The organism is Kitasatospora sp. NPDC127035 (genome assembly GCF_042726075.1).
In the GTDB taxonomy this organism is placed as follows: domain Bacteria; phylum Actinomycetota; class Actinomycetes; order Streptomycetales; family Streptomycetaceae; genus Kitasatospora.
The window spans coordinates 24,068-48,228 of the sequence record NZ_JBHXDN010000023.1 but is presented as its reverse complement, the minus strand read 5'-3'; the positions used below and the strand labels follow the sequence as shown (position 1 = coordinate 48,228).

16 protein-coding genes are annotated in these 24,161 nt (G+C 74.6%); 9 read left to right on the top strand and 7 right to left on the bottom strand.

Annotated elements, in window-relative coordinates:
- Positions 1-37: 37 nt before the first annotated feature.
- The 5 genes from ACFWIC_RS18180 (at position 38) to ACFWIC_RS18160 (ending at position 4,623) form a co-directional block, all read left to right on the top strand.
- Positions 38-520, top strand: a complete 483-nt coding sequence (locus tag ACFWIC_RS18180) for a cysteine/serine endopeptidase inhibitor (RefSeq protein WP_329950074.1) — start codon at positions 38-40, stop codon at positions 518-520.
- Positions 521-673: 153 nt separating this feature from the next.
- Complete coding sequence (locus tag ACFWIC_RS18175) at positions 674-2,065, top strand: NAD(P)/FAD-dependent oxidoreductase (protein ID WP_380519377.1); 1,392 nt, start codon at positions 674-676, stop codon at positions 2,063-2,065.
- Positions 2,066-2,447: 382 nt separating this feature from the next.
- On the top strand, positions 2,448-3,428 hold the full coding sequence (locus ACFWIC_RS18170) for a DUF6528 family protein (RefSeq protein ID WP_329950076.1): 981 nt from the start codon (positions 2,448-2,450) through the stop codon (positions 3,426-3,428).
- A gap of 233 nt (positions 3,429-3,661) precedes the next feature.
- Positions 3,662-3,991, top strand: coding sequence for a hypothetical protein (locus ACFWIC_RS18165; RefSeq protein WP_329880926.1), 330 nt, complete (start codon positions 3,662-3,664; stop codon positions 3,989-3,991).
- Positions 3,988-4,623 (top strand): thioesterase family protein, encoded by a 636-nt coding sequence (locus ACFWIC_RS18160; protein WP_329880928.1) that lies wholly within the window; start codon positions 3,988-3,990, stop codon positions 4,621-4,623. The genes ACFWIC_RS18165 and ACFWIC_RS18160 overlap by 4 nt, the downstream gene beginning before the upstream one ends.
- Before the next feature lie 160 nt (positions 4,624-4,783).
- On the opposite strand, the gene manA is transcribed toward ACFWIC_RS18160, so the two are convergent.
- The 7 genes from manA to ACFWIC_RS18125 all read right to left on the bottom strand — a co-directional run bounded on the left by manA (position 4,784) and on the right by ACFWIC_RS18125 (position 14,960).
- The gene (gene manA, locus ACFWIC_RS18155; RefSeq protein WP_380355714.1) at positions 4,784-6,082 is read right to left on the bottom strand and encodes a mannose-6-phosphate isomerase, class I; all 1,299 of its coding nucleotides are present in this window, start codon (positions 6,080-6,082) and stop codon (positions 4,784-4,786) included.
- Positions 6,083-6,102: 20 nt separating this feature from the next.
- Positions 6,103-7,104, bottom strand: coding sequence for an ROK family protein (locus ACFWIC_RS18150; protein WP_380519375.1), 1,002 nt, complete (start codon positions 7,102-7,104; stop codon positions 6,103-6,105).
- A 106-nt stretch (positions 7,105-7,210) separates the two neighbouring features.
- Positions 7,211-10,261 (bottom strand): alpha-mannosidase, encoded by a 3,051-nt coding sequence (locus ACFWIC_RS18145; RefSeq protein WP_380519373.1) that lies wholly within the window; start codon positions 10,259-10,261, stop codon positions 7,211-7,213.
- Positions 10,262-10,312: 51 nt separating this feature from the next.
- Positions 10,313-11,629, bottom strand: a complete 1,317-nt coding sequence (locus ACFWIC_RS18140; protein WP_380519372.1) for a glycosyl hydrolase — start codon at positions 11,627-11,629, stop codon at positions 10,313-10,315.
- Between the two features lie 104 nt (positions 11,630-11,733).
- The gene (locus ACFWIC_RS18135; protein ID WP_329950082.1) at positions 11,734-12,696 is read right to left on the bottom strand and encodes a carbohydrate ABC transporter permease; all 963 of its coding nucleotides are present in this window, start codon (positions 12,694-12,696) and stop codon (positions 11,734-11,736) included.
- 3 nt (positions 12,697-12,699) lie between these two features.
- Positions 12,700-13,572 carry a sugar ABC transporter permease gene (locus tag ACFWIC_RS18130; protein ID WP_329950083.1) on the bottom strand — a complete coding sequence of 291 codons (873 nt, stop codon included), beginning with the start codon at positions 13,570-13,572 and terminating at the stop codon, positions 12,700-12,702.
- A 98-nt stretch (positions 13,573-13,670) separates the two neighbouring features.
- The gene (locus ACFWIC_RS18125) at positions 13,671-14,960 is read right to left on the bottom strand and encodes an ABC transporter substrate-binding protein (RefSeq protein ID WP_380519370.1); all 1,290 of its coding nucleotides are present in this window, start codon (positions 14,958-14,960) and stop codon (positions 13,671-13,673) included.
- Between the two features lie 170 nt (positions 14,961-15,130).
- On the opposite strand from ACFWIC_RS18125, the gene ACFWIC_RS18120 reads away from it, so the two are divergent.
- From ACFWIC_RS18120 to ACFWIC_RS18105, 4 genes are all read left to right on the top strand, one after another.
- Positions 15,131-16,243 (top strand): LacI family DNA-binding transcriptional regulator, encoded by a 1,113-nt coding sequence (locus tag ACFWIC_RS18120; protein ID WP_329880943.1) that lies wholly within the window; start codon positions 15,131-15,133, stop codon positions 16,241-16,243.
- Positions 16,244-16,483: 240 nt separating this feature from the next.
- A complete protein-coding gene (locus ACFWIC_RS18115; protein WP_380355695.1) occupies positions 16,484-18,946 on the top strand; it encodes a discoidin domain-containing protein in 2,463 nt (820 codons plus the stop codon).
- A gap of 51 nt (positions 18,947-18,997) precedes the next feature.
- A complete protein-coding gene (locus ACFWIC_RS18110; RefSeq protein WP_380519368.1) occupies positions 18,998-23,320 on the top strand; it encodes an NEW3 domain-containing protein in 4,323 nt (1,440 codons plus the stop codon).
- Complete coding sequence (locus tag ACFWIC_RS18105) at positions 23,317-24,087, top strand: hypothetical protein (RefSeq protein WP_380519367.1); 771 nt, start codon at positions 23,317-23,319, stop codon at positions 24,085-24,087. The genes ACFWIC_RS18110 and ACFWIC_RS18105 overlap by 4 nt, the downstream gene beginning before the upstream one ends.
- Positions 24,088-24,161 lie beyond the last annotated feature (74 nt).

Here is a 24,161-nt window from a genome sequence, read left to right as displayed (position 1 = left end):
TACCGTCCTCCCACCGAACCGAACCGGGAGGGTGCACATGCGAGTTGTCCCGAACCTCCGGATCCTGGCAGGCGTCCCGCTGGCCGCCGCCGCGCTCGTCGCGCTGAGTGCCGGCACCGCGAGCGCCGCGATACCGATCAACAAGCCCGTGAAGGGCAAGGCCACCTACTACAACGACGCCGGCTACGGCGCCTGCGGGAGCCGGATCGACGCGGCCACCCAGATGCTGGTCGCCGTCTCGCACACCTGGTGGACCACGGCGAACCCCAACAACGACCCGGTCTGCAAGGGCATCTCGGTCAAGGTCACCTACCAGGGCAGGACCGTGACCGTCCCCGTCAAGGACCAGTGTCCGTCCTGCGACGCCACCCACATCGACCTCAGCCAGCCCGCCTTCGCCACGTTCGCCCCCCTCGGCCAGGGCGTCATCAACGGCCTCACCTGGCAGTTCGTCAAGGCGGGCCTCGCGGGCGGGAGCATCCCCCTCTCCGACCCGGTCACCGGCTCCACCCCGGGCTGAGCGGGCCCGCCGGCACCTGCCGGTCCGGCCGTCCGCCCCTGACAGGGTGCAGGGGCGGACGGCCGGATTCCTTGCACGGTGGCGGTGGTCCGGGAGCCCGGGGCGCGCGTAGCGTCCGGGGATCCGGGAACGGCGTGAGTGGAGGTCGGGGTCGTGGCGTCTGGCGTTGCGGGTGTGAACGGCGGGGTGTCGTTCTGGTGGCGGCAGTCGGGGGTGCCCGAGGCGCGGCCCGCGCTGCCCGGGGACCTCGACGTCGACGTGTGCGTGGTGGGCGGCGGGTACACGGGGCTGTGGACGGCGTACTACCTGAGGAAGGCCGACCCCGGGCTGCGGATCGCCGTACTGGAGGCGCGGTTCTGCGGGTACGGCGCGTCGGGGCGCAACGGCGGGTGGCTCTACAACGGGTTCGCCGGGCGCGGCGCGTTCGCCCGGCGGTACGGGCGGGAGCGGGCCGCGGCGATGCAGCGGGTGATGGACGCGGCCGTCGGCGAGGTCTCGCGGACCCTGGCGGCGGAGGGCGTCGACGCCGACCTCGTCCGGGGCGGGGTGTTGGAGGTGGCCCGGACACCGGCCCAGCTGGCCCGGCTGCGGGCGTTCGCGGACGCGGAGGCCGCCTACGGACCGGGCCGTGTCGAGGAGTTGAGCGCGTCGGAGACCCGGGAGCGACTGCGGGTCGAGGGCGCGCTCGGCGGGGTGTGGAGCCCGCACGGCGCGCGCGTGCAGCCCGCCAAGCTGGCTGCGGGGCTGGCGGCGGCCGTGGAGCGGCTGGGCGTGGCGGTGTACGAGGGGACGCCGGTCACCGAGATCCGGGGTGGCGACCGGCCGGCCGCCGTCACACCGCACGGCACCGTCACCGCCCGGTACGTGCTGCGCGCCACCGAGGGGTTCACCGCCGGGCTGGCCGGGGAGCGGCGCACCTGGCTGCCGATGAACTCGGCGATGATCGCCACCGAGCCGCTGCCGCCGTCGTTCTGGGCCGGGACCGGCTGGGAGGGCCGCGAGGTGCTCGGGGACTTCGCCCACGCCTACATGTACGCGCAGCGCACCGCCGACGACCGGATCGCCCTCGGCGGGCGCGGCGTGCCCTACCGCTTCGGCTCGCGGACCGACACCGACGGCACCACGCAGGAGGCGACCGTCCGGCAGCTGCGGGAGGTCCTGGACGCCTTCTTCCCCGCAGCCCGGTCCGCCCGGATCGACCACGCCTGGGCGGGTGTGCTCGGCGTGCCCCGGGACTGGTGCGCCACCGTCGACCTGGACCGCCGCACCGGGCTCGGGTGGGCCGGCGGGTACGTCGGCAGCGGGGTGACCACCACCAACCTGGCCGGGCGGACCCTGTGCGACCTCGTCCTCGGCCGCGACACCGAGCTGACCCGGCTGCCCTGGGTCGGCCACACCGTCCGCCGCTGGGAGCCCGAGCCGTTGCGCTGGCTCGGCGTGCACGCCCTCTACGCGGTCTACCACGCCGCCGACCGTCAGGAGGCCGCCGGTCGTCCCACGACCTCCCCGCTGGCCCGCCTCGGCGACCTGGTCGCCGGCCGGTAGGCGAGGGCCGGCGGACCGGGGCGCGCGGCACCGGTCCTCGGGGGCCTCGGCGGCGTCCGCGGGCCGGGCGGGCGCGGACGGTCGGCGAGGCCGGACGCGTCGCCCTCACCCGGGGTGCCGCCCGGCCCCGTCTCCTCCGCACCGAAGGCGCGGCGCACCGACGAGGGCGGCCGGAGTGTCGGGCGGGGTCCCGGCCCGGAGTGTCGGGCGGGGCGCAGACCGGTGCTCCGGTGCGGGCTACGCCGGAGGGCGGTAGCGGGCCCCTGGCGGGGAGGTGGCCCGGGGGGAGCGGATAGGCCGGTCGGAGCCTGCCCGCTGGCGGGTCGGGGAAGGACACCGGACGGTGGGGCGAGGGCGAGGGCGGACGGTGGAGGTGAAGTGGGTGCGGACGTGGCGCGTGGCGGTGGGTGTGGCGGTGCTCGCGGCGGTCGCGGCGACGGTGCCGACCGGGCAGGCGACGGCGGGGCCCGGATGGGCGGTCGTCGTGGTGGACCAGGCGTCCCGGCGGGTGCTGGTGCTGCAGAGCGCCGAGGAGCTGATGGCCTACCGGGGGCCGGACCGCCTGCCGGTGGTCTGGTCGTGGTCGGCGGACACCGCGCCGGACCTCGACGACCTCCGGCCGGAACGCAGTTGGTCGATGCCGGACGAGGCGAAGAGCCGGGTGCGGCACGGTCGCCGCTACCTGCTCACGACCGCCTCGGGCGGGCTGGCGGCCGCGGTCGACACCGCGACCGGCGCCGCCGCCTGGGCGGTCGACACCGGTCCGCTCGCCAACCCGCACAGCGCGGAGCTGCTGCCGGACGGGAACGTCGCGGTGGCGGCCTCCACCGGCGGGTGGATCCGGCTCTACACGGCCTCGCAGGGGCCGCGGAGCTCGGTGCACGCCGAATTCCGGCTCCCGGGCGCGCACGGCGTGCACTGGGACCGGCGGACCGGACTGCTCTGGGCGGTCGGCGACGACACGCTGACCGCGCTCCGGGTGGGCGGCACCGCGGCGGCGCCGACCCTGACCGCGGTCCGGGCGGTGCCGTTGCCGGAGCCGGGAGGTCACGACCTGGCGCCGGTGCTCGCCACGCCCGGGCGCTTCTGGGTGAGCACCGCCGGGCACCTCTGGCGGTTCGACCCCGCGACGGACCGCTTCTCGAAGGTCGGCCTGGGCGGCGAGCAGGCGGGGAGGGAGGTCAAGAGCGTCGGCGACGAGCCGGGTTCGGGGCGGTTGCTCATCGCGGCCCCGGACCACGCGGGCCCCTGTTCCTGGTGCACCTCGGTGCTCTCGCTGCACCGTCCGGACGCCGTCCGGAGGTTGCCCGGCGCCTGGCTCTACAAGGCGCGCTGGTGGACCAGTTGGGGGAGCGCGGCGTGAGCGGAAGGCCCGGGGGAGCGACCGGTGGGACTATGGGACCGGGCTGGCATTCGGTGGATGCGGCTGATTTTATGCAGCGGCAAACTACTCCAATGGTGGTCAGTTTCCGCTCTGGTTCCGTAAACCATCCGCGAGGTGCCCGGGCTGGGATAGCGTCCATGGCGCCGGGGGGACTCGAACCACTCACTGGGTTCGAACATCAGACAATGCCGTATCCGTTTCGGGAGAAAACTGTGCGCAATTGCCTTTCGGAAAACCGGTCGGACACCGTCGACGAACTGCGGCTCGCCGTGGACTCGCTCGCCGCGTTCCCGGCCCGTGACGCGGCCTCCGGGGCCGACGTCCCCGAGCGTTTCGCGGCGGTGGCGGAGCTCTGCCGCGCCGTCGACGGGGTGCTCGACAGCCTGGTCGTCCAGGCCGCCGCGGAGGCCGCCGAGGAGGGCTGGACCGCCGCCCGGATGGCGTCCGAACACGCCGTCTACTACGCGAGGTTGCAGCGGGCGCTGCTGCCCGCCGGGGCTGCCGCCGCCGGTCGGGGCGACGCCGGGCCGAAGCAGCGGTGAGCGCGCCGCACACGCACGCGGCGCACGCCAACGCGCACGTCCTGGCCTGTCCCACCCGGTGGAGCGACGTCGACGAGAACGGGCACATCAACAACGCCCGGCTGGTCTCCTACGTCCAGGAGGGAATTTACGACCTGTTCTGTCACCACGCGGTCGCCGTCCGGGATTCGCTATTTCCGTCCGGATTCCTGATCGCCCGGCACGAGATCGATTACCTGGAGCAGCTGCACCATCAGCCGGAACCATTGCTGGTGCGGTTGAGCGTTGAACGTCTGGGGCGCAGTTCCGCGCATGTCGTGGTGAATGTGTGCCGCGACCCGCGGACGTATATGCGGGCGCGGACGGTGGTGGTGGCCCGGGACGAGGCGTCCGGCCGGTCCCGTACGCTCAGCCCGTCCGAGCGGAGCTTCCTCTCGGCGTTCCAGCCGGTGGACCCGACGGCCGAGGGGCCGATCGCAGACGGATCGACGGGCGAGGGCCCGGCGCAGCCGCCCCGCGTGGCGGTGAAGTCGCCGCGCGGACCGGTGGCCGCGCCCGTGCCGGCCCACCACCGGCCCCGCCGGCGCCTGCCGGGTCTCGGTGCGCTGACCCGGAGCGTCCCGGTGGGGTCGTACCGCCACCGCGGGCGCTGAGCCGCCGCGCGAGGCCGGGACACCGCGCGCGCCGAACCATCGCGCGCACCGATCCACCGCACGCGCCGAACCACCGCGTGAGCCGACGCCGGGCACAGGAAGTCGACTGGGGCTTCTTCCTGTGCAAGGGGTGGAGGCGGTGTCCGGCGCGTACCGCTCCTCAGCCGCCGACGGTGGCGCGGAAGAGCTCCGCGCCCGGGCCGGTGAGACGGACGGGACCGGCGCCGGGGCGGAGGTAGGCGGAGCGGCCCGGGGGGAGGTCGAGGCCGGCGCCGCCGGGGGCGCGGAGGCGGGCACGGCCCGCGGTGCAGAGGAGGATCTGCGGGGCGTCCGCCAGGTCGACCCGGACGGGTACGGCCGTGGGTCGTAGCCGTGAGAGACGGAACTCGGCAGCGGGCGAGGGGAACTGCTCCTCGATCCCGCCGCCGCCCGGAGCGCGTGCACCGTCCGGGGTGCCCCCGTCGTCGGGGGTGCGGGCGGTCAGTACGGCCGGCTCGCCGGTGCGGAACGCGGTCACCGCGAGCAGGCCGTCGACGTCGACGTGCTTGGCGGTGAGGCCGCAGCGCAGCACGTTGTCCGAGTTGGCCATCAGCTCCACGCCCACCCCGCGCAGGTAGGCGTGCGGCACGCCCGCGTCCAGGGCGAGCGCCTGACCGGCCCGGAGCCGGACGTGGTTGAGCAGCAGGGCGGCGACCAGCCCGGGGTCGCCGGGGTGGTCCGCGGCGGCGCGGGCGTACCCGGCGCAGGCTTCGGCGAACGGGCCGCCGTCCGCGGCGGTCCGGTGCAGGGCGGCGGTGACGGCGGCGAGGTCGCCGGCCCCGGGGCGGGCCACCTCCAGGACGTGCCGCAGCAGCGCGGGCAGCACCTCCGCGGCGGGGCGCCGGCGGAGCGCCGCGGCCCACGGGGCGATCAGCGGCACGGCCAGCCGGTCGAACAGCGCGGCCGTCGCTGCGGCCGGGCGGAACCCGCAGAGCGCCTCGAAGTCACCCAGAGCACAGATGAGTTCGGGCTTGTGGCCGCGGTCCCGGTAGACCCGGTCCGGGGCGTCGAGCGGGACGTCACGGGCCTCCTCGGCGGCCCAGCCCGCCTCGGCCTGGGTACGGGTCGGGTGGACCTGGAGGGAGAGCGCCCGGTCGGCGGCCAGCACCTTGAGCAGGAAGGGGAGCCGTGGGCCGAACCGCCGGACGGTCTCCGGCCCCAGCAACTGCGCGGGGGCCTCGGCGATCAGCCGGTCCAAGGGGCGCGGTCCGTGCCCGTCGTCGAGCACCGACGGCGCGGACGGGTGTGCGCCCATCCAGAGTTCCGCCTGCGGCGCGCCGGTCGGCGGGGTGCCGGTGAGCGCGGGGATGGCGGTGGTGGAGCCCCACGCGTAGTCGCGCACGGGATTGGCCAGCAGGGCGAACGGGGGCAGCGCGGACGGAGGTGTGTGCGCGGGCGGGGCGGACGGCGGGGTGGGCATGCGGGTGCTCCGGGGGAGGGTCAGCGGCAGAGCGCGGCGGCGCCGATCAGGCCCGCGTCGGTGCCGAGTTCGGCGCGGCGGACGTCGAGCCCGCGGACGTACGGCAGCGCGGCGTACCGGTCCAGGTGGCGGGCGAGCGGGTCGAACAGGGCCGGGCCGGCGGCGGCGACCCCGCCGCCGATCACCACCCGGTGCAGGTCGACCAGCGAGGCGGTGGCGGCGATCCCGGCGGCCAGTGCCTGGGCGGCCCGGTCGTAGGCGGCCACCGCGACCGGGTGGCCGGCCAGCGCGTCGGCGGCCACGGCGCGGGCGGAGCGGTCGTCCCCGGTCGGGCGCCAGCCCCCGGCGAGGGCGCGGCGGGCGATCGCGGTGCCGCTGGCGAGGCCCTCCAGGCAGCCGCGCGAGCCGCACGGGCACGGGTCGCCGTCGAGGTCGACGGTGATGTGGCCGAGGTGGCCGGCGTTGCCGCTGGGGCCGGGTCGGACGGCGCCGTCCAGCACCAGACCGGCGCCGACGCCGGTGGAGACGACCAGGCAGAGCGCGTTGTCGGCGCCGCGTGCCGCGCCGCGCCAGTGCTCGGCGGCGGCCATCGCCACCCCGTCCCCGGCCAGTACGACGGTGCGGGGGCCGACGGAGGGGTGCGCGGCGACCTCGGCGGTGAGCGGGAAGTCGCGCCAGCCGGGGATGTTGACCGGGCTGACGGTGCCGTGCCCGAGGTCCACCGGGCCGGCGCTGCCGATGCCGACGGCGCCGACGGCGGCCCACCCGGGGGCGGCCGCCAGCCGGTCCAGCACCCGGTGCACGACGGCGAGGACGGCGGCGCCGGGGTCCTGGGCCGGGGTGGGGAACCGGACCCGGTGCGCGAGGGCCCCCGCGGAGTCGACGAGCGCCCCGGCGATCTTGGTCCCGCCGATGTCGAGTGCGGCGAACAGCGGCCCGGCGGCGGAGCCGGCGCCCGCCTGCGCGTCGGGGGCCGGCGCGGCGGAGGGCCGGGCGGAGGAGGGCGGCGTGGGGGCGGTCATGGCGGGTGGCTCCGGGGCGGGGTACGGGCCCCCGCCCGGGGGCCGGGCGGGGGCGATCGATCGCGACGGCGACGGGACGGACCGTCGACAGGGACAGCAAACAGGATCAGGCCGAGGGCGTCAGCCTCAGGGTGACCAGCTCGAACGGCCGCAGGCTCAGCGTGACGCCGTCGCCGTCCACCGCGACCTCGCCGCGCGTGCCGTCCCACGGGCGCTCCAGCAGGTCGCAGGGCACCGCGGCGGCCGGCCGGAAGGACGTGCGGAGCCGGCCCCGGGCCCGCCCGCCGCCGGCCTCGTAGACCCGGACCACGAGGTCGCCGCTGCCGTCGTCGGCGAGCTTGACGGCGCTGACCACCAGCGCCGCCTCGTCCAGCTCCACCAGCGGCCGGACCGCCTCCGCCGAACCGGTCACCCGGCGCTCCGGCAGGCCGACGGCGTACCCCTCGCGGACCGCGTCGCCGATCGCCGCGCCCGGCACCAGCGCGTGCCGGAACCGGTGCACGCCCTGGTCGGTCTGCGGGTCGGGGAAGCGCGGCGCGCGCAGCAGGGAGAAGCGGACCGTGGTGGTCGTCCCGCCGTCCGTCGCGCGGACCGCCCGGGTGACGTCGTGGCCGTACGTCGAGGGGGTGACCAGCGCGACGCCCCAGCCCGGCTCCTCCAGGTGGACGAAGCGGTGGTTGCAGGCCTCGAACTTGGCCGCCTCCCAGCTGGTGTTGGTGTGGGTCGGGCGGAACTGGTGGCCGAACTGGGTCTCGGCCGCGTACCGCTCGGTGTGCACGTCCAGCGGGAACGACGCCTTGAGGAACTTCTCGGTCTCGTGCCAGTCGACCTCGGTGTCGATGTCCAGGCGCCGCGACCCGGCCCGCAGGCTCAGCGTCTGGACCACCGTGGAGGAGCCGAACGAGCGGGCCACCCGGACGGCCGCCTCGTCGGGGGAGGAGACGGACACCGCGACCTCGTCCGCCGCGGTCAGGTCGGTCACGGTGTTGCGGTAGAACTGGTCCACGTCCCAGGCGTCCCACATGTTGGGGAAGTCGGGGTGCAGCTGGAGCAGGTTGGCCCGGGCCCCGGGGGCGACCGTCTCCCGGCCGCTCGCCGCGTCGACCGCCGAGACCACCAGCCCGTCGCCGTCCACGGCCACCGACAGCAGGCCGTTGTCCAGGACGAAGCCGCCGCCGTCGCGCGCCGTCACCGTGCAGCCGCCGCCCGCGCCGGTCGCCGGCACCGGGGACGCCCCGCCCGCCGGCACCGCCGAACGGACGTGCGGGGCACCGTTGAAGACCAGCTCGCGCCCGCCCGCCGCGTCCCCGGCCAGGGCCTGCTGGGCCGCGCCGATCAGCTCCTCCAGCTCCGCCGCCAGACGCGCGTACGTGGCCTCGGCCTCGCGGTGCACCCAGGCGATCGACGAGCCGGGCAGGATGTCGTGGAACTGGTGCAGCAGCACCGTCTTCCAGATCCGGTCCAGCTGCTCGTACGGGTACGGGTGGCCGGTGCGCAGCGCGGCCGTGGCGCACCAGAGTTCGGCCTCGCGCAACAGGTTCTCGCTGCGCCGGTTGCCCTGCTTGGTCCGCGCCTGGCTGGTGAGCGTGGCCCGGTGCAGCTCCAGGTAGAGCTCGCCCACCCAGACCGGCGGCTTCGGGTACTCGGCCTCGGCCTTCTCGAAGAACTCGGCCGGCCGCTCCCAGCGCACCGTGGCCGAGCCCTCCAGGTCGCGCAGCCGGGCCGCCTTGGCGATCATCTCGCGGGTGGTGCCGCCGCCGCCGTCGCCCCAGCCGGTCGGCGCGAGCGAGTGCCGGGCGACGCCCTTGTCCTTGAAGTTCCTTGCCGCGTGGGCGATCTCGCTGCCCTTCATCGAGCAGTTGTAGGTGTCCACGGGCGGGAAGTGGGTGAAGATCCTCGTGCCGTCGATGCCCTCCCAGAGGAAGGTGTGGTGCGGGAACTTGTTGACCTGGCTCCACGAGATCTTCTGCGTGAGCAGCCACTTGGAGCCCGCGTTGCGGATGATCTGCGGCAGGCCGCCGGTGAAGCCGAAGGTGTCCGGCAGCCAGGCCTCCTGGTTCTCGACCCCGAACTCCTCCAGGAAGAACCGCTTGCCGTGCACGAACTGACGGGCCATCGCCTCCGAGGACGGCATGTTGGTGTCCGACTCCACCCACATGCCGCCGGCCGGCACGAACCGGCCGTCCGCGACCGCCTTCTTCACCCGGGCGTACACCTCGGGGCGGTGCTCCTTGATCCAGGCGAACTGCTGCGCCTGGGACATGGTGTAGAGGAAGTCCGGTTCGTCCTCCAGCAGCGCGGTCATGTTGGCGGTGGTGCGGGCGACCTTGCGGACCGTCTCGCGCAGCGGCCACAGCCAGGCGGAGTCGATGTGGGCGTGGCCGATCGCGCTGATCCGGTGCGCGGACGGCACGGCGGGCGCGGCCAGCACCTCGGTGAGGTGCGAACGGGCCCCGGCCGCGGTGCCGTTGACGTCCTGGAGGTCGATCGCGTCGAGTGCCCGCTCGACCGCCCGCAGCAGCTCCCAGCGGCGGGCGCCGTCGGCCGGCAGTTCCGCCATCAGCTCGCCGAGCACCTCCAGGTCCATCACCAGCTGCCAGACCGTCTCGTCGAAGACGGCCAGGTCCATCCGCTCCAGCCGGTACTGCGGCGTGCTCCCGGCGGTCTCCTTGTCGCCCAACTCGGTCGGCAGGAAGGGGTGGTAGTCCAGGATGACCGGGTTGGACGCCGCCTCGACGTGCAGCAGCACCGGCTCGCCGCCGGCCGCCGGGGAGGCGATCCGCACCCACTGGTTCTGCGGGTTGAGGCCCTTCACGGGCGTGCCGTCCGGCCGGTAGACCAGGCCCTCGCACTGGAAGCCCGGCATGTTGGCGTCGAAACCGAGGTCGATCAGGGCCTCGACCGTGCGCCCGGCCCACGCCTCGGGCACGGTGCCGGTCACGGTGATCCAGCTGGTGCGCCACGGCGCACCCCAGGCGTCGCCGACGGCGATCGGCGAGCGCGGCGCGGCCAGGCCCTCGGCGACCGGGACGGGCTCACCGGGCGCCGTCCAGATCGTGACCGAGAGCGGGACGGACTCGGGGTGGACCGCCGGGCGGATGCGCTCGTCCAGGACGCGCTTGAGGCGGGCTTCGACCAGGCTGCGGTCATCGTGCATGTCAGCGGACTCCGTTGTGCGACTGAGGGGGAACGAACGTGGGAGGGGTCGTCAGCGTACGTCGTCCGGGTGGACGACCTCGGTGATGCCCCGGGCGGACAGGTGGGCGGGATCCCCGGCGTGTTCGGCGAGCACCGCGGTCGGGCGGGCGCCGTCCCCGGCCAGGCGCATGAACGCCTCGAAGACGCTGCCGCCCGGGCCGCAGACCGAGCGCTTGGGCGCGGTGACCTCGTCGCCGGTGGCGACCACCACCGCGGTGGTGCGCGGGGCCGGTGCCCGCCAGCCCTCGCGGACGGCGGTGACGGCGGCGGCCAGCCGGGCGCCGGCCGGCTTGACCCGCCGGTCGGTGGTGAGGATTCCCAGGCTGTACTCCAGCTCGGGGAAGTCGGCCAGCGCGCGGTCCACGTCGTGCGAGCACCACCAGGTGACGCCCCACAGGTCGGGGCAGTCCAGGACGGCCTCGACGGTGGCGCCGGTGAACCGGGCGGCGTCCTCGGCGGCGATGTGCGGGGCGGGGGCGCCGACCTCCTGGAGCCAGACCGGCCGGTGCGGGTCCGGCGCCCAGGCCTTCGACAGCTCGACCAGGTAGGCCGCGTGCTGGTCGGCGGCGGTGGAGCGGGCGCCGTAGCGCTGCGCGGTGCCGTTGAACACCCAGGAGTGCACGGCGGTGGCGGCGCCGATCCGGGCGGAGTGCCAGGGCGTGAACGGGTGCTCGTCCAGGTACCAGGCGGCGTCGTAGGAGGCGTGCAGGTGGAGCCGGCCGGGCGCGCCCTGCTCGCAGGCGCCGACCATCCGGTGCAGCCAGGCCTCGACCTGCCCGGGGGTGGCCCGGTCCGGGTCGGGGTGCGGCTCGCCGGAGAACTGGTTGACCTCGTTGCCGACGGTCATGCCGAGGAAGTGGGGCCGGTCGGCGAGGGCGGCGGCCAGGGTGCGCAGGTACTCGGCCTGGCCGTCGAGGACGTCCGGGTCGGTGAAGATGTTCCGCCGGTGCCAGGTCTGGGTCCACGAGGGCTGGAAGTCGAAGCTGGAGAGGTGACCCTGGAGGCCGTCCACCGCGACGTCGAGTCCGCGTTCACCGGCCGCGTCGGCCAGGTCGACGAGCTGCTCGACGGCGCGCGGGCGGATCAGCGTGCGGTTGGGCTGGAAGAGCGGCCAGAGCGGGAAGACCCGGACGTGGTCGAGGCCGAGCGCGGCGATCGAGTCGAGGTCGGCGCGGACGGCGTCGAGGTCGAAGTCGAGCCAGTGGTGGAACCAGCCGGCGGTGGGGGTGTAGTTGACGCCGAAGCGCGGGGGTGCGGCGCGCGGCCGGGAGGCGGCGGGGCGCGGGTGGGGGGCGGTGGCCGGGGAGGGGGGCTGGGCGGCGGTCATGCTCGGTGCGCTTCCTCGGTGGGTGCGGCCGTCGCGGGGCGGTCGGGGCGGCGACGGGTGGTCGGGGCGGCGACGGATCGGCGACGGGTCGGGCGGGCGGCGGGCTATCCCTTGACGGCTCCCTCCTCCACGCCCTTGAAGAAGAACCGCTGGCAGACGGCGAACACCACGACGATCGGCAGGAACGCGATCATGGTGCCGGCGGCGATCAGCCGGGGATTGGCGCTGAACGTGCCGTTCAGGTACTGGAGGCCGACGGTCAGGGTGTACTTCTGCGGGTCGTTGAGCACGATCAGCGGCCAGAGGAAGTCGTCCCAGGCGCCGATGAAGGTGAAGATCACGATCACGCTGAGCATGCCGCGGACGTTCGGCAGGCCGACGTGCCACAGGCGCTGCCGGACGTTGGCGCCGTCCACCAGCGCGGCCTGGTCCAGTTCGGGCGGTACGGCGGCGAACGCCGTGCGCATCAGCAGCACGTTCAGCATCGCGATCGCGCCGGGCAGCGCCACGCCGGTCAGCGAGTCGGCCAGGCCCAGCCCCCGCACGGTGACGTACTGGGAGACGATGGTCGCCTCGCCGGGCAGGATCAGCGTGGCCAGGAGGAGGCCGAAGAGCAGTCCGGCGCCGCGGAAGCGCAGTTTGGCCAGCGCGTAGCCGGCCAGGGTGCAGCCGACCACGTTGCCGAAGATCGCGATCGCGGCGACGACCAGCGAGTTGGCGGCGTAGGTCCAGACCGGGATGGTGTCGGCGACCTTGCCGTAGTTGGCGAAGGTGAGGTCCTCGGGGAAGAAGCTCGGCGTCGAGGTGTAGACGTCCTCGTCGGGGCCCTTGAGGGAGGTCGAGAGCTGCCAGAGGAAGGGGCCGATGACGAGCAGGAGGACGGCCAGCAGGAGCAGGTAGCGCCCGGCCGTCCGGACCGGGCCGGGGTTGTGGAGGCTGCGGGGCCGCGGCGCGCGGCCGGTGCGCGGTCCGGGTCGCCCGCCGGGCGGGGCGGCGGTGGCGGGGGCGGCGGCGGAAGCGGGGGCGGCGGGCCGGGGCGGCGGGACGGGGGCGGCGGTGTGGGTCACGGTTCAGGCCGCCTTCCGGTTCAGGCGCGTCAGGAGCAGCATCGGGCCGAGGGTGATGACGAAGAGCAGCAGGCTGAGCGCTGACGCGTAGCCGAGGTGGCCGGTGAAGCCGCGGCTGTACATCTGGATCAGCATGACCACCGACATGTCCCGGCCGCCGGGGCCGCCGGTGCCGTTGGAGAGCACGTACAGCTCGGAGAAGACGCGCAGCGCGGAGACCGAGATGAGCACCGAGACCAGCATCATGGTGGGCCGCACGCCCGGCAGGGTGACGTGCCAGAACCGGCGGACGCTGCCCGCGCCGTCGACGGCGGCGGCCTCGTGCAGCTCGCGGCCGACGTTGGCCAGGGCGGACAGGTAGATCACCATGTAGTAGCCGAGGCCCTTCCAGGTGGTCAGGGCGATCGCGCTGAAGAGCAGCAGCCAGCGGTCGGTGAGGAAGGGGACCGGGGAGTCGGCCAGCCCGGTCTGCCGCAGCACGCCGTTGACGAGGCCGCGGTCGTCCAGCACCCAGCCCCAGATCAGGGCCACCACGACGGCGGAGGCGACGACCGGGGTGTAGAAGGCGGTGCGGAAGACGGTGATGCCGGGGAGCTTGCGCTGGACCAGCAGGGCGAGCAGCAGGGGCAGCACGGTCAGCAGCGGCAGGCAGATCAGCAGGTAGACGGTGCTGTTGAGCAGGGCGTCCGCCAACTGGTCGTCGCTGAACGCGCGTTCGTAGTTGTCGAGGCCGGTGAAATGCCCGCCGCCCAGGGGCTTGGCATTGGTGAACGAGAGGATCACCGTGTTGATCGCCGGCCAGAGGTTGAAGACGGCCAGCCAGATGATCGCGGGCCCGGCGAGCAGCCAGGGGGTGAACCAACGCCGGTGGGTCATGCCGATGCCTTCCTGGGGCGAGCGGTGCGGGTCATTCCCGGCGGGCGGCGGCCCGGGGGTGCCGCCGCGCCGCCGGTACTGGTCGGTCCGGTGCGGGATCAGCCCTTGAGCAGCTGGTTGCACCGCTCCACGGCGGTGTCCAGGGCCTGCTTGGAGCTCGTGTCCCCGCTGATCGCCAGGGCGATCTGCTGGTTGATGACGGTGCTCATCGCGTCGTCGACCTGGACGGGCTGGAGGATCTTCGCCTTGGCGAGGGAGGTGAACGCGACGACCTTGGCGTCGCCCGCGTTGGTGCCGTCGCTCCTGCTGAAGAACGGGTCGCCGGCCGAGGCCTTGGTGGACGGGAAGATGCTGGTCAGCTGGGCGAACCTGGCCTGGTTCTCCGCACTGGTGACCCAGCGGGCCAGGGCCACCGCGGCGGCCGGGTTCTTGGTGCTCTTCGGGATGGACAGGCCCTGCACGTAGAGCGGCGGGGTGCCCATCGCAGGGGAGGAGAGCATCTTCGGCGCGAGGGTCGGGTTGTCGGTGGCGAGGCTGCTGATGAAGTTGCCGCCGCCGGTGGTCCAGGCCGCCGTGCCGGCGTTGAAGAGCTTGGAGTTGCCGGCGTAGGTGTTGGTGAGGACGTCGTTCGGCAGCAGCCCGTCCTTGTACGCGGCGCGGTACTTGTCCAGTAGCGCGGCGGCCTCGGGGGTGTTGAAGGTGAACGACCTGCCGTCGTCGGCCATCACCTTGACGCCCGCGTTGACGAGGTCGCCGAGGCCCGGCTTGCGGCTCATCAGGTAGGTCGAGCCGCCGGACTTCTCCTTCATGGTCCGGGCCTGGGCGATCAGTTCGTCGAGGGTGCCGGGGAGGTTCTTCGGGTCCAGCCCGTTCTTGCTCAGCAGTTCCGAATTCCAGTAGTTGACATCGGTGTTGAGGTACCACGGGTAGCCGAAGGTGCCGTCCTGGCCGGCGAACCGGTAGGCGTCGACACCGCCGGCCACGTACTCCTCGGCGAGTTTCGGATCGGCCTTGGCCACGTCGAGCAGCAGGCTCTGCCGGGCCAGCGGGAGGGCGAAGTCCGGCGGGAGGTTGACCACGTCGGGAAGGGTCCCGGCGGCGGCCTGGCTGAGCACCTTGGCGGAGTAGCCGTCGCCCGGCTGGTCCAGCCACTCGACCTCGACCCCCGGGTACTTCTGCCGGAAGCCGTCGATCACGCCCTGCACGTAGGCGGTGAACTTCGGCTTCAATGCCCAGGTCTGGAGCGAGACCTTGCCCTTGACCTCGCCGGTGGCGGCGGCGACCTTCGCCGCCGTGTCGTCGCTCCTGTCGTCGGAGCTCAGTCCGCAGCCGGTGAGCACGGTGGCGGCCACCGCCGCCGTCGTCACTGCCGCCCAGATTCTTCGCATGAGGGTCTCCCGGTCCTGGGGAATGGGTGGGGGATGCGTCTTCGGGGATCGTGCTGGGGGTGGTTCGGGGATTGCGCCGGATTGTGGAACCTGTCTTACTAAACCGGTCTAGCTATGCCAGGGACTATGCTCCCGCCTAAACTTGGATGTCAAGAGAGGAGTCGGAACCCGTGGGCAGACCGACGATCGCCGACATCGCGCGCCAAGCCGGTGTCTCCAAGGGCGCGGTGTCCTTCGCGCTCAACGGGCGCCCCGGGGTGAGCGAGGCGACCAGGGCCCGGATCCTCCGGGTCGCCGAGGAGATGAACTGGCGGCCGCACAGCGCCGCCCGCGCCCTCGGCGGGGCCAGGTCCGACGCGGTGGGGCTGGTGATCGCCCGCCCGGCCCGGACCATCGGCGTCGAGCCGTTCTTCAGCCAGCTGCTCTCCGGCCTCCAGGCCGTGCTCTCCGCCCGCTCCGTCGCCCTCCACCTGATGGTGGTCGAGGACACCGCGGCCGAGATCGAGGTCTACCGGCGCTGGACCTCCGAGCACCGCGTCGACGGCTTCATCGTGGTCGACCTCCAGCTGCGCGACCCGCGGCTCGCGGTCCTGGAGGAACTCGGCCTGCCCGCCGTCGTGCTGGGCGGCCCCGGCAAGGGCGCCGGCCCCCTGCGGATCTGGGCCGACGACCGCGAGGCGATGCTCTCCATCGTCGACTACCTGGCCGCCCTCGGACACCGGCGGATCGCCCACCTGGCCGGGCTGCCGCACTTCCAGCACACCCAGCGGCGGATCCGCGCGCTGCGCGACGCCTCCCGGCGGCTCGGTCTGGAGGAGGCGCTCTCGGTGCCGACCGACTTCAGCGACGCCGAGGGGGCCGCCGCCACCCGCGCCCTGCTCTCCCGGCCCAGACGCCCCACCGCGATCGTCTACGACAGCGACGTCATGGCGGTGGCCGGCCTCGGGGTGGCCGGCGAGATGGGCGTCGCGGTGCCCGGCGAGCTGTCGATCGTCTCGTTCGACGACTCGGTGCTCGCCCGGATCGTGCACCCGCCGCTGACCGCGCTCAGCCGGGACACCTTCGCGCTCGGCGAGCAGGTCGCGCGCAGCCTGCTCGCGGTGATCGACGACGCCGGGCCCGGCCGGGACCTGCAGATGCCGACCCCCCGGCTGACCGTCCGCGAGTCCACCTCGCCGCCCGGGGCGGGTTCGTCGGCCGCGACCGGCCCGGCGCGGGGGGCAGGTTCACCCTCCGGGGTGGCCTTCGCGGGCACCGTTGACAGCGGCTCTGAACCGGTTTAGCCTCGCTGCGCCGAGCGACCCCCGCTCGGCGCGCCACCGTGGGCGGGCGTCCGCCGAACCGCCCACGGTCACTCCGCCGGTCCGTACGCACCTGGAACCGCGCGTCCTTCACGCCGCCCCAGGGCCGCGCGCCCTCCGGCCACAGGAACCACCGGCATCACCACGCACGCATGCACCCCCGGGCCCGCCCCCCTTCCGGGCGGTCCGCCCCACCCTCCTCCGCGCGATCGGAGCCACCGCATGTCACGACGGACATCCCTGCTGCTGAGCGCCGCTCTCGGGGCCGCCGTCCTGGGCACCGCACCCACCGCGTCCCAGGCTGCCCCGACCCCCGCCGCCCCCTCCCCGGCGGCCCCCGCCGCGGCGAACGCCGCCGCCGGTACCCAGCCCTACGCCTCCTCCTGGTACCCGAACACCCTGCTGAACTGGGACCCGGCCACCGATCCGGACGCCCGGTTCAACCGCTCCCGGGTCCCCCTCCAGCCGCGCACCGGTGACCCGGCGCTCAGGGCCAACCCCAACGCCCGGGCCGGCGAGGGGAAGATCGCCTCCCTGGTCTCCTTCGGCCCCACCTCCAACAACCCCTCCCAGGGGTCCGCCGACCCCCACTACTACGCGTTCGGCTACTGGCAGTACGTCGACAAGCTGGTCTTCTGGGGCGGTTCGGCCGGCGAAGGTCTGATCCTGGCACCCAACCCGACCGTCATCGACGCCGCCCACCGCAACGGCGTCAAGGTCTACGGCACCGTCTTCTTCCCGCCCGCCGCGTACGGCGGACAGCTCCAGTGGGTCCGCGACTTCGTCCAGAAGTCCGGCTCCCGCTACCCCGTCGCCGACAAGCTGGCCCAGGCCGCCCAGTACTACGGATTCGACGGATGGTTCATCAACCAGGAGACCGGCGGCGGCGATTCGGCCCTCGCCGGTGAGATCCGCAACCTCATGCAGTACACCAGGGCGCAGACCGCCACCGACTTCATGTGGTACGACGCCATGACCGAGTCGGGGCCCGTCAACTGGCAGAACGCGCTGACCTCCGCCAACGACGCCTTCCTCCAGGAGGGCGCCCGGCGCACCTCCGACTCGATGTTCCTCAACTTCAACTGGTCGTCCGGAGGGCTCGGTTCCTCCCGGACCCTGGCCCGCGGCCTCGGCCGCAGCGAGTACGAGCTCTACTCCGGCATCGACACCGAGGCCAACGGCTACAACACGGGTGTGGACTGGAACAGCCTCTTCCCGGCCAACGGCCCGCACACCACCTCGCTCGGCCTCTACCGGCCCGAGTGGACCTGGAAGTCCGCCGCCGACCGCGCCGACTTCCTCGCCAAGGACGCCCGCTACTGGGTCGGCGCCAACAACGACCCCTCCAACACCTCGACCTCGTCCGGCTGGAAGGGCCTCGCGAGCTACGTCGCCGAGTCCACCCCGATCACCGCGAAGCCCTTCGTCACCAACTTCTCCTCCGGCGAGGGCGACTTCCACAACGCGGCCGGCACCCGGGTCGCCACCGGCGGCTGGAACAACCTCTCGCTCCAGGACGTCCCGCCCACCTACCAGTGGCTGGTCTCCTCGACCGGCGCCAGGCTCACCCCGTCGGTCGACTTCACCGACGCCTACGAGGGCGGCTCCTCGCTGCGGCTGACCGGCAACCTGAACGCCGTCAACACCGTCCGGCTCTACCAGACCAGGCTCCCGGTCGCCGCCGACAGCAAGCTCTCGGTCGTGGTCAGGACCCCGGCCGCCGGAGCCACCGGCCTCAAGGCCGCGATCTCCTTCACCGACGCGCCGACGACCTTCACCACCCTCGACCTCGGGAGCAACTCCGGTACCGGATGGGAGCGCAAGACCCTCGACCTCTCCGCCTACGCGGGCCGCACCATCGCCCAGATCGGCCTCCAGGCGGCCGGCTCGAACCCCTCCTACGACGTGAGGATCGGCCAACTCGCCTTGTACGACGGCGCGGTGGACGCACCCGGCGCACCCGGCGGGCTGACCGTGCTCGGCGCGAGCGACGTGGTGGCCGGCGCCAGCCAGTCCCTCCGGCTCTCCTGGACACCCTCGACCAGCGGCGCCGTGCACCACTACGAGCTGTACCGGCGCAACGCCGACGGCACCCGCGGCTACCTCGGCGCCACCCCCTCCGACGCCTACTACGTCAACCGGCTGGACCGGGCCGGCACCGAGGCGAACACCGTGATCGAGGTCGAGGCCGTCTCCACCGAGTACGGCCGCTCCACCGCCGCCACCACCACCGTCCCGTGGACCGGCACCCCACCGGCCGGCGGCAACCTCGCGCTCAACCGCCCGGCCACCGCCTCCGGCCAGTGCAACACCGGCGAGGGCCCGGCCAAGGCCGTCAACGGCACCGTGAACGGCGGCAACGGCGACAAGTGGTGCACCACCGGGAGCAGCAAGTGGCTTGAGGTGGACCTCGGTTCGGCCAAGGCGCTGTCGAAGTTCGTGGTCAGGCACGCCCAGGCCGGCGGCGAGAGCGCGAGCTTCAACACCCGCGACTTCACGGTCCAGGCCCGCTCGGCCGACACCGACCCGTGGACCACCGTCACCACCGTCACCGGCAACACCGCGGGCACCACCACCCACCCGGTGAGCACCACCGCGCGGTACGTCCGGCTGGTGGTCACCAGGCCGACCCAGGGCGCCGATCCCGCCGCCCGCATCTACGAGTTCGAGGCCTGGGGCGCGTAGGGCGTCGGACACGCCCGGATCTCCGCCCCACCGAGGAAAGGACCCGCCCCCGTGCCGGTCACCATCACCGCCGTCGAGAGCACGGACCTGTTCGTCGGACCCGAGGAGGCCCCGCGGCAGCTGCTGCGGGTCACCCTCGACGGCCCGCCCGCCCGGATCGCCGTCACCGGCCCGGGCGTGCGCGGCGAGGCGTCCGGCACGGGGCTGGTCGAAGTCCCCCTGGAGATCACCGGTGCCGCCGTCGGCGCCCGACTCGCCGTCGAGGTCACGGCCTTCGGCGCGACCCCCGGCGCCGCCGGGACCGACGCCGGCGCCGGGACCGGTGGCGCCCGCGCCGAGGGCGTCGTCGAGGTCGCCGAGCCCGGCTGGACCATGTTCATGGTCCCGCACTTCCACTACGACCCGGTGTGGTGGAACACCCAGGCCGCCTACACCTCGCCCTGGGAGCTCCTCTCCGCCGACGCCACCACCCGGCCGCTCTGGGAGCGCAACGGCTTCGCCCTCGTCGACGCCCACCTGGACCTCGCGCTGCGCGACCCGGTCTACACGTTCGTGCTCGCCGAAGTCGACTACCTGAAGCCGTACTTCGACCAGCACCCGGAGCGCCGCGCGAGCCTGCGCCTGCTGCTCGACCGCGGCCAGGTCGAGCTCGTCGGCGGCACCTACAACGAGCCCAACACCAACCTCACCGGCGCCGAGACGACGATCCGCAACATCGTCCACGGCATCGGCTACCAGCGCGACATCCTCGGCGGCGACCCTCGGACGGCCTGGCAGCTCGACGTGTTCGGCCACGACCCGCAGTTCCCCGGCCACCTCGCCGCCGCCGGGCTCACCGGGAGCGCCTGGGCGCGCGGCCCGTTCCACCAGTGGGGCCCGATCCAGAAGAACTTCCGCGAGGCCAAGGACGACGCGCGGGTCATGCAGTTCCCCAGCGAGTTCGAGTGGATCGCGCCCTCGGGCGACGGCGTGCTCACCCACTACATGCCGCACCACTACTCGGCCGGCTGGTGGATGGACTCCTCCGCCGACCTCGCCACCGCCGAGCAGGCCGTCTACGAGTTGTACCGCAAGCTCAAGCCGGTGGGCGCGACCAGGAACCTGCTGCTGCCGGTCGGCACCGACTACACCCCGCCCAACAAGTGGGTCACCGAGATCCACCGCTCCTGGGCGGGCAGGTACCTGTGGCCGCGCTTCGTCTGCGGGACCCCGCGTGACTTCCTGGACGCCGTCCGCGCCGAGCTGGCGGAGACCGGTCGCCGGCCCAGCCCGCAGACCCGCGACATGAACCCGGTCTACACCGGCAAGGACGTCTCCTACATCGACACCAAGCAGGCCCAGCGGGCGGCCGAGGTGGCCGCCGTCGACGCCGAGAAGCTCGCCACCCTCGCCGTCGTGCAGGGGCTCGGGCAGTACCCGTCGGCCGCGCTGGACAAGGTCTGGCGCCAACTCGCCTACGGCGCGCACCACGACGCGATCACCGGCTCCGAGTCCGACCAGGTCTACCTGGACCTGCTCGGCGGCTGGCGGGAGGCGTACGACCTGGCGGCGGACGTCCGCGACCGGGCGCTCGACGCGCTGGCGGCCCGGATCGCCACGACGGGGGAGGGCGACGCCGTGGTGGTCACCAACACGCTCTCCTTCGACCGGACCGACCTGGTGGCCGTCCGGCTGCCCCCGGGAACCGTCGACGGGGAGGGCCGCCCGGGCGTCCGCGTGCTGGACGACACCGGGGCCGAGGTGCCCGGAGCCGTCGACCGCGGCACCCTGCGCTTCCTGGCCGAGGACGTGCCGGCGCTCGGTTGGCGCACCTGGCGGCTGGTCCCTTCGGCGGCCGGCGGCGGCGACCCGGCCTGGTCCGTCGCCGAGGGCCTCACCATCGCCAACGGCCGCTACCGGGTGACCGCCGACCCGGCGCGCGGCGGCGGCCTCTCCTCCGTCCAGGACCTCCTGCACGGAAGGGAGTTGATCCAGGACGGCCGGATCGGCAACGAGCTGCGGGTCTACGAGGAGTACCCGCAGCACCCCGACTTCGGCGAGGGCCCCTGGCACCTCGTCCCCAGGGGGCCGGTGGCCGGTTCCGGCGATCGGCCGGCCGAGGTCCGTCGCGAGACCGGACCGCTCGGCGAGCGACTGGTCGTCCGCGGCACCGTCACCGATACCGCGCCCCATGACGGTGCCGGTGCCCATGACGGTGCCGGTGCCGGTGCCGGGGCCCGGGGCCTCCGGTACGAGCAGACCGTCACGCTGTGGCGCGGCCTCGACCGGGTGGACTGCCGGACCAGGGTCGTCGACTACACGGGCGCCGACCGGCTGTTGCGGCTCCGCTTCCCCGTCGACCTGCCCGGCGCCCTGCCGGTCAGCGAGGTCGCCGGCGCGGTCGTCGGACGCGGCTTCGCCCTGCCCGACGTCGACTCCGCCGAGGCGCCCTGGACCCTGGACAACCCGGCCAACACCTGGTTCGGTCTCGGCGCCACGGCCCGGGTGACGCTCGCCGACCCGGTCTCCGGCGCGGTGCTGGGCGAACGCGCGCTCGGCGTCGCGGAGGTGATCGTCCCCGATCTCGCGTCGGCCGCCGACGCGCGGGAGCTGGTGGTCGCGCTCGCCCGGGTCGGAGTCACCGCCACCACCTCCGGAGCCGACTGGGCCCGGTACGGCTGGCTCGACGTGGACTCCAACCTGCCGGACTTCCGGATCCTCCTCGGCGGACCGGAAACCAACGACGCCACCCGGGAGTTGTTCGACCGGGCGGGTGCGGAGTACGCGGCCGTCCTGAAGGAGCGCGGCGCCGTCTGGGTGCCCGCCCGCACCCCGCTCGCCGAGGTCTGGCAGCCCGGCGCGGACCTGCGTGACCTGAGGGCCCTGCCGGCCCTGGTCGTCACCGACCCGGCCCCGCTCGCCGCCGACCTCGCCGACGCCCGGATCGCCGCCTCCTGCCCGGGGCCTCTCCCCGACACCGAACAACTCGTGGACCACACCGCGGCGTTGCTGAGCTTCGGTCTGCCCGGCTTCGCCGTCGATGCCACCGGTGCGCTGCACCTCTCGCTGATGCGCTCCTGCACCGGGTGGCCCTCGGGCGTCTGGATCGACCCGCCCCGGCGCACCCTGCCCGACGGCGCCTCCTTCCAGCTCCAGCACTGGACCCACGAGTTCCACTACGCGCTGACCGGCGGACCGGGTGACTGGCGGGCACAGGAACTCCCCGCCCAGGGGCAGGAGTTCACTCATCCGCTGTACGCCCGGCTCGCCCCCGCCCAGGACGGCCCGCTGCCCGGCACCCTCTCCTGGCTGCGGGTCGAGCCGGCCCGCCGGACCCTGCTCGGCGCGCTCAAGCCGGCCGGCAACCCGATCGCGCACGGCTCGACCGCCCCCTGGGACGGCCGACTCGCCGTCCGCCTGGTCGAGTCCACCGGCCTCGGCGCGGCCGTCACCCTCGGCGGCGCCCTCGGGCTGACCGACCTGCACGCCGCCGACCTGCTGGAGCGGCCGACCGGCCCGGCCGATCCGGACCTCGCGGGATCCCGGATCGCCACCGTGCTGGCCCGGCCCGCGGTGGCGGAGCCGGCCGGCGGCCCGGTCCTCGGCCCGGTCGCCGAGGCGGCCCAGCCCGTGCACGCCCGCTACTGGCTGCACAACCGGGGCCCGGCGCCGCTCGGCTACCTCCCGGTCTCGGTCGGCGCCTCGCCCGGCCTGCTGCGGACGGCGGGCGAACCGGTCACGCTCTCGGTGGCCCTCTCCTCCCACCTGCGGGACGCCGCCGTCGAGGGCACGGCGCGGATCCTCGCGCCCGACGGGTGGGCGGCGAGCCTCGGCGCCCGCCCCTACCGCCTGGAGGCCGGCGGACACCTCCGCTTCCCCGTCACCCTCACCCCGCCCGCCGGTAGCGCCCCCGGCCTGTACTTCGCCGCCGTCCGGCTCACGCACGACGGCCAGGACGTCGAGGACGTGGTCACCGTGGCCGTCGGCGACCTGCCGGAGATCCTTCCGGTGCCCGGCGACACCCCCGAGGACTGGACCGCCGCCCAGGGCACCCGGTCCGTGGAGGGGCGTGACACCGGCCTGACCGTCGAGGCGGCCACCGCGTCGGTCCGGCTGACCCCCGGCGTCGGCGCCGCCCTCGGCCTCCGCCTCGTCAACCGCACCCGGGGCGAGATCCGCGGCGAACTCCAGCTCGTCTCGCCCTGGGGCACCTGGGAGGCGGTCGGCGCGCCGGTCCGCGGCTTCACCCTCGCGGCCGGGGCCTCGGCGGTCGAGGAGTTCACCCTCACCGCGCCCGAGGACGCCGACCCCGGCGCCTACTGGGCGCTCGCCAAGGTGATGTGGTTCGGCCGCTGCCAGTACGCCCCGACCGTCGCGGTGGTGGTCGGGCCGTGACCGCGATCCCGCCCGCGCCCGCCGACGCCCCGGTGCTCGGACTCCTCGACGGCCGGCCCCTCCCGCGCACCGGCCTCGACCGCCGCCTCGCGGCGCTCCGCACCGGCCCGCGCGCCTCCGCCCTGCCGCGGCCCGGCAGCGGGGAGGACCGCCAACTGGCCCGCTGGGTCGCGCAGGTGCTGCTGACGGAGGCGCTCTGCGAGGCGGTCGCCGCCGAACGCGGCCTGTCCGTCCTCCCCGAGGCCGCCCATGACCGCCTGGACCAGCAGGCGGCCGTCGAACTCGGCTCCGTCACCGCCGCCGCCTACGAGGGCAGCGCGGCGGTGCGGGCCGTCCACGAGGCCGTCACCGCCGCCGTCGCCCCGACCGCGGAGGAGGTCGCCCACTACTTCGCCATGACCCGACCGGCGGCAACCCCCACCGTCTGGCACCTCGCCTTCCCCGACGGCGGCACGTGCGAGGCCGACCCCGCCACCCTGCCGCTCGCCCTGGCGGAGGCCCTCCGCACGGCGGCCCCGGACACGTGGGTCACCGCCGGAGGCTGGACCGCCGCCCGCCGGACCACGCCGCCCGACCCGCCCACCGACCGCCCCGACCAGCCCGACCGCCCCGACCGCCCCGATCCGGCCGCCACCGTCCTCGCGGCCGTCCGTCGCGCGGCCTTCGTCCGCTGGCTCGACCACGCCCGTGCCACCCGCCTCACCCTCGTCCCCGGCCTCGAACACCCCGGCGATCCCGCCCAACCCGACAACCACCACCGCCACTGACCACCCCGGGCGGGGGCGGGGCCCCCCGCCCGGGCCGCCCCGCCCCCCCCCGCCGCGGGCGCCCCCCCCCGCCC